Consider the following 6048-nt stretch of genomic DNA (forward strand, 5'->3'; position numbering starts at 1 on the left):
GCCGGGGCGGTCGCGATACTGCCGCCATGACGAGCACGCCCGAAACCCCCGCCGCGGCCCCGTTCTCCCGGATCAAGATCCGGACCGGGGCCCTGGTGTTCTGCGGCGACGACGTCGCCCTCATCCGCCGCGACCGCGCCGACTCCACCCACTACACCCCGCCCGGCGGCAACGTCGAACACGGCGAAGACCTCCACCAGGCCCTCGCCCGCGAACTCGCCGAGGAACTCGACCTCGACATCACCCACGCCGAGGGCGGCGACCTGATGTGGGTCGTCGACCAGCGCGTCACCCGCCCCGGTCCCACCCCGCCGCCGCGCAAGCTCCACCTGATCTACCGCTTCCACATCACCCCTGAGCTCCGGGCCACCCTCGCGGAGGTCGAGCTGGACGAACTGCCCGACTGCAGCCACGAGACGGGCGTCATCGAGTGGATCGACTACCGCAAGACCGCCGAGCTGCCGATCTTCCCGCCCATCGGCCCGGCCCTTGCCGCCCTGACCGACCCCCGCGCCGCCGTCACCGACGCCGCCCTCGAAGCCGTCACCGACGACAACTACACCTGGGTGTGACGAGTGATGGGCGGTAGCGGACACAGGGCTGTCGACCCGGCACGGTGCCGCGAAGACGCTCGTACCAGGTGACGACTCCGGCGTTACAGGACCAGGACGGCCACCGCTTGGCGGACGCAGTCTCCGTCCAGCTCGTCCATGAGTCCGGAGACATCACCCACGTGCTGATCTCCGCGTGGACGATCTGACCACGCTCCGTCGGGCGGGCCGCTGGTGGACCACGCTCAAGAATCCTTCTCCGCCCCGGACAGCCCGGTGCCACGGACGGCGGTGGTTTTCGTAACTTCTGAGTGGAGCGGGCAGTCGCACGGAGGGAAGGCCATCGGGTTGTCGAGGAGGGGCGTGCCGGGGTCCACGGTCACCATGGGGCCGAAGGTGTGCCCGTTGTCGCGGCTGACGCGCAGGGTCATCACCGGTCCGTGTCGCGCGATGTCCATCAGGCTCGTTCCTGGATCCATTCGGCGAGCTCAATCGCGATGTCGGCCCGCAGGCCACCGAGCTGGACCATGGGGCAGCCCATGACGGGGTAGTCGCCGGTCAGACTCGGGAGGGTGAAGCCTGCGGACCGGAGGGCCTGGGCCAGGGCGTCCGCCGCCTGGCTGCCGACCTTGATGGGGTTTTCGGCCGTCTTCGGCCTGTTCGTCGCCATGTGCCTACCTTCGAGTCTCCATGGGCCCTTGGGGTAGGGGCATTTCGAGGGGCAAGTTCCGCGAGGACAGCTGCGTGCGGTCTTCGTGACCGGACGTGGGGGCAAGATGGGTGCATGGCCGTCGGGGAACTGATCCGGGAGCTGAGGCTCGCGCGTGGCTGGAGTCAAGGAAGGCTCGCGGACGCGATCAACGACCGGTTCGGGACGAACCTCGACCGGGAGTACGTGAGCCGTTGGGAGCGTTGCCGTGTTCGGCCGGGCCGGTACTACCTGGCGTGTCTCTCGGCCGTCCTCGATGTCCCTCTGGCTGTGTTTGAAGGTGAAGTGAACCGACGTACGTTCCTGTCCGACGTCGCGGCCACGGCCATAGCTCCTGTGGTGGCCTCGGATCTGCTCGCCTCGGGGTTCGCGGCCCGCCTGAGGGGCGGACCCTCCGTGGAGGAGTGGGAGGGCAAACTGGCCGCCTACGGCGCCGATTACATGTCCCTGGGCGCCGCCGACATCCAGCGGCGGGTCACGGGTGAACTGGTCGCCGTACAGCAGCAGCTCGACCACCCTCGACTGTGGTCGGTCGCGAGCCGTCTGATGACGTTGTACGCGAAGACGTTCCCGGGCAGCGACGGCGCGAAGGCGGTGGGCTGGTACCGGATGGCGGCCGACGCCGCCGACCGGTCCGAGGACGTCCAGAGCCGTGTGTGGGTACGTGGCCGGGCCGCCATCGCGCTCGGCTACGAAGGGGCGTCCCTCGGTGTCGCCGATCTCCTCGCGGACCAGGCGATCGCCCTCAGCGACGGCACGCCGTCGCTGGGTCTGTTGAACGCGGTGATGGGCAAGGCGCACGCCGCCGCGCTGCGGGGGGACCACGAGGCGGCCCGGCGGCTCGCGGACGAGGGGCGGCGGATCTTCGACAAGGTCGCGTCCCACGAGCAGACCTCGGACTACGCGGTGCCGTGGTGGCGGATGAACGTCTTCCTGTCGCTGCTCTCCGCCCGGCTCGGCGACGAATCAGGGGCGGTGGAGGCACAGGACGCCGCCCGCCGGGAGCTGCCCGACAGCCTCCCCCGGTTCGCCACCCACCTGGAGATGCACCGCGGCCTGATGCTCGCCCGTTCCGGCGACCGATCCGGCGGAGCCGCCTACGCACGGTCCGCGCTGGACGCGCTACCACCGGAGAAGCACTCGCTGACGCTGCGCCTCCTGATGGCCGAGATCGTGACCGACGAGGCAGCCTGACGGCACGTCGGCCGTGTGTCGCTTCAGCCGGCGAGTCGGAGCGTCGGACGGCTGTCGGGTGCGGAGACGTGTTCGCCGCCGTCGGGGTCGGGATCGGGGTCGAAGGCGGTGCCGGTGCGGGCGTCACCGGTTCGGGGAGGCCGGATGCCGCTGGTGGGAAAGTTCAGGGGCCAGACGAAGGTGTCGGGGGCCTTGAGGTGGTTCACCATGTGGGGGAGTGACTCGTATCCGGCCAGAAGCGGGTGGATGAGTACGGCTCCTCTGCGCTGGCGCTCGCTGATGATTCCCTTGTCACGTAGTTGGCCGATGGCGCGGGAGACCACGGGCTGGGTCAGCCCGAGCCGTTCGGCGATCTCCTGCTGTCGGATACGGACCAGGCCGCCCGGTTCCTGACGCGCTGTGAGGACGTCGAAGACGTCGCGGGCAGTCGGTGACAGGCACGCGTTCGGCAGTACCTCGAAGATCTCCGGATTGTGGAATCCGGGGATGGTTCCGCTCATCGGGTGGCCCCCTTGCTAGCGGTAGGGATGGTGATCTCGTGTCCGTAGGAGTACGTCGAAGACGACAGCGACGGCGGCGGGCGACACCCCGGGTGTCGGATGGTCAGTGCTTGCGGCGTGCGGCGAGCTGGATGGGTGGTTCCACCGGCTGTCTGCGGCGGGCTGCCTTCTCCTGGCGTTTCGCGTCGTGCTGCGTGACGCGGTGCTCGTAGCGCTCCTGGAAGTCGGGCCGGTCGAAGCGGTCGTCGTCGTTCATGGCCTCGATCGCGGCGAGTTGATCTGCGGGGGTGCGGTATCCGGCGATGAGGGGGCTGAGCACGTAGATGCCGTTTCCTTGTTTGCGCACCATCTGGGCGAAGCCGAGGTGCTGCAGGCCGCGGGAGGCCATGGGGCGGCTCAGACCGACGAACTGGGCGACGGTGTCCTGGGTGACCAGGCAGCGTCCGCCAGGCTCCTGACGGCCCAGCAGGTGGATCAGGATCGGGTACGCGGCGGGCGGCATCCCTCTGGGGATGAAGGCCAGGGCGTTGTTGGCGGTCCAGACGTACTCGGGGACTGCGCTGTGTACGGCGATCGTCATGAGGTTCCGTCCTTCTCCGACCGTGCGGCGTGGGTGGCACGCGCCTGGGCACGGGCTTTGTCCACCCGAAGCGGCTTCTCGTCCGGGTTCGGAAGCTTACGCATCTCCCGGAAGACTTCCGGGAGGTCTTCGTTGTCGGCGATGGCGTCCAACAGCGAGAGCTGGTCGACCTTTATCGAGCCCTGCGCGCGCAGGCCGGGTCGGGCAGTTCTCCGGCTTTGGTCGTTCCGGCAGTACGGCGGATCGCGCCGCGGGTGTCAGGAGACGGCTTTGAGGTTCTCTCGGCGCTTCACGTCGTCTCGGCGACGGCGCTTCTCGGCGAGCTGGTCCTGGTAGGCGGCGGCGGCGATCTCGTAGCGCTGCACGAAGTCGGGTGCGTCCAGGCGTTCCTGGCTCGGCATGGCCTGGACGGCGGCGATGGCGTCCTGGGGGGAGCTGTAGGCGGCGAGCATGGCGTTGATCCAGTACACCCCTGCTCGTCTCTTCCTGACCAACTGCGCCAGGTCCAGATCGCGCAGCGCCGTGTTCACCGCTGTCCGGCTGAGTCCGAGCATCTGTGCGAGTGTGTGTTGGTCGATCTCGATCCGTCCGCCGGGCTCGCTGTGTGCGCGCATCTTCAGCAGCACGCGGTAGGCGGCGGGAAGCAGGTTCAGATCCGCGACGACGCCTTCCGCGTTCACTGCGGCGAAATGCAGTCCGTTCATTGTTCGGCCTCCTTCTCGTCCTGCTGTACCCGCGTCTGGCGGCGGTCAGCACGCATTTTCGTTCGTTCTCCGCGCAGCCGCTGGATCTCCTGACGCATCTGCTCCAGAGAGGGGAAGCGCACCAGCTCGGGCAGGCGTTCGTCCGATCGGATCTTGGCAATGGTCTCGTGCTGTTCGACCCGGACGTACTGCGAGGGCGTCGTGGTCTCTGTGCCCGGAATGAACTCTGCTACCCGGTAGGAGTACGGCGGGTTGAACTGGTAGACGCCACGTTGCACCCGGAAGACGATCCCGTGGCCCATCACCTGATTCAGTGCCTCGTTCACCTTGCTGCGAGCGACGTCCAGGACGTGTGCCATCTCGTGCTGGGTCAGCATGATCCGTCCGCCGGCTTTCTGACAGGCGATCAAGAGGAGGATCAGCCGCAGAGGGAGTGCTTCCCGGAAGAACTGCGTGATGATTAAGAAGAACTCCAGGCTGTCCATGGAGAAGGCGCCGGGCTCGGCCGCTGGTCCGTAGAACTCAAGCGGCTTGCGTTCGCTGTCCAGGGTGAGCTTGCGCCCGAGGTAGGCGCGGGCGACGTCGTCTAGGTCTTTGACGGGCTGCAGCGGTCTGTTCCAGGCATCGGCCGGGTCGGCCAACGGCAGCTTCGGCTGACGTGAATCGGTGGTGTTCGTACGGCGGCGCTTCGGCTGGGTCGGCACGAGGCTGCTCCCACGCTGTTGATCCAGTGACAAGCAGCATCATGTCAGCTCTGCTTGAGGTTGATGTCACTTTCCCCGGACATGAGGCCGAGATGTGTCCCCTCAGGGGTGACATATCTCGGCCGTCGATCGCCTGAGCTCTGAGAGGAGACGGAAGTACGTCGAGATGTCGCCTCTGCTTGACATGAAGCCTTTTTGATGTCGTCTCTGCTTGACACAGAAGGGGAGATGTGTCCCCTCAGCCGGGACACATCGGATGAGATATGTCCCGGCTGAGGGGACACATCTCGCACGTCGCACGTCTTTGACCTGCACCTTCTTCGTCCCCCCTATCTATAAGAGGCGGGGGTCCGTGTCTGGCTCTCCGTCAGGACCCGTGTGATCCGGCTGGCTTCCTGTGCGAGTCGATGCCTTGTTGCCGTGCCCCTGCCCGACAAGCGGCCCACTGAAGGACCCTGAGTGGCCGTCAGGCGCTTCTTCATGCCTCATCGAAAGGGGAAAGGCGGGGGCGATGCTTCGCGGGCCTGATGGGGCGCCTGACGGGTTTTTGTAGTGGGTGTTGTGGTTGGGCTCGCTTCGCGTGCGGGTGGGTGTTTGTGTGTTGGGCCGGTGGACAGCGGCAGCGGTGCTGAGTCTCGGGTGGCTTGGGCCGTGACGGACAGGCTGAAGGGGGCGTGGTTGGTGTGGGTGGGTGGTTGGGGTGGCCTCCGGACGCCGGGGTGTTGGCTGCGGGTGTGTGGGGGTTGCTGTTCTGTGGCTGGGGTGTTGGAGGTTTGAGGGGGCGGGCCCAGTTCGTACACAGCAGATGCCATGATGCATTTGGTTTGTGTGTCTGTTGTACGAGGTTGAGGTCGCCGCCAGTAGGGGTACCGCGGCCTCAGCTGGCGGGCCAAGCCGCGATACCCCCAGGCCCTCTTGTTGCTGCGGCCTCCGTTGCACTTTTCCCGTGGGGGTAGGGGGCTGGGCTGGAGCGCAGCGGAAGCCCGGTACAGGTAAGAGCTGCTGCCGGAGCGTCAGCGAAGGCCCTCCTTCCCCCTCGTAGGCGAAGAGCCTTGCCGGCGCGCAGCGCCGGCGCTGCGGGCCGCGCCGCGGCCCGGCCGCACTGC

8 protein-coding genes are annotated in these 6048 nt (G+C 67.4%); 2 read left to right on the forward strand and 6 right to left on the reverse strand.

Annotated elements, in window-relative coordinates; translation table 11 throughout:
• The first annotated feature begins 26 nt into the window (after positions 1 to 26).
• Positions 27 to 572: an NUDIX domain-containing protein gene (locus ACIPXM_RS32155; RefSeq protein WP_401662826.1), complete on the forward strand. Its 546-nt coding sequence runs from the start codon at positions 27 to 29 to the stop codon at positions 570 to 572.
• A 224-nt stretch (positions 573 to 796) separates the two neighbouring features.
• Here ACIPXM_RS32155 and ACIPXM_RS32160 read toward each other — a convergent pair whose 3' ends face one another.
• Complete coding sequence (locus ACIPXM_RS32160; protein ID WP_401662828.1) at positions 797 to 1009, reverse strand: hypothetical protein; 213 nt, start codon at positions 1007 to 1009, stop codon at positions 797 to 799.
• Positions 1009 to 1221, reverse strand: coding sequence for a hypothetical protein (locus tag ACIPXM_RS32165; protein ID WP_401662830.1), 213 nt, complete (start codon positions 1219 to 1221; stop codon positions 1009 to 1011). The genes ACIPXM_RS32160 and ACIPXM_RS32165 overlap by 1 nt, the downstream gene beginning before the upstream one ends.
• Positions 1222 to 1335: 114 nt before the next feature.
• On the opposite strand from ACIPXM_RS32165, the gene ACIPXM_RS32170 reads away from it, so the two are divergent.
• Positions 1336 to 2454, forward strand: coding sequence for a helix-turn-helix domain-containing protein (locus ACIPXM_RS32170; RefSeq protein ID WP_401662832.1), 1119 nt, complete (start codon positions 1336 to 1338; stop codon positions 2452 to 2454).
• A gap of 23 nt (positions 2455 to 2477) precedes the next feature.
• Here ACIPXM_RS32170 and ACIPXM_RS32175 read toward each other — a convergent pair whose 3' ends face one another.
• The 4 genes from ACIPXM_RS32175 to ACIPXM_RS32190 form a co-directional block, all read right to left on the reverse strand.
• Positions 2478 to 2954, reverse strand: a complete 477-nt coding sequence (locus tag ACIPXM_RS32175) for a helix-turn-helix transcriptional regulator (protein WP_401662834.1) — start codon at positions 2952 to 2954, stop codon at positions 2478 to 2480.
• 103 nt (positions 2955 to 3057) lie between these two features.
• Positions 3058 to 3534, reverse strand: coding sequence for a hypothetical protein (locus ACIPXM_RS32180; RefSeq protein ID WP_401662836.1), 477 nt, complete (start codon positions 3532 to 3534; stop codon positions 3058 to 3060).
• Positions 3535 to 3791: 257 nt separating this feature from the next.
• Positions 3792 to 4238 (reverse strand): helix-turn-helix domain-containing protein, encoded by a 447-nt coding sequence (locus ACIPXM_RS32185; protein WP_401662838.1) that lies wholly within the window; start codon positions 4236 to 4238, stop codon positions 3792 to 3794.
• Entirely contained in the window at positions 4235 to 4942 is a 708-nt protein-coding gene (locus ACIPXM_RS32190; protein ID WP_401662840.1) for a hypothetical protein, read from the reverse strand. Before ACIPXM_RS32190 ends, ACIPXM_RS32185 begins: the two co-directional genes overlap by 4 nt.
• Positions 4943 to 6048: the final 1106 nt, after the last annotated feature.

Origin of the sequence: Streptomyces sp. NPDC090025 (assembly GCF_044748125.1) — a bacterium.
In the GTDB taxonomy this organism is placed as follows: Bacteria; Actinomycetota; Actinomycetes; order Streptomycetales; family Streptomycetaceae; genus Streptomyces.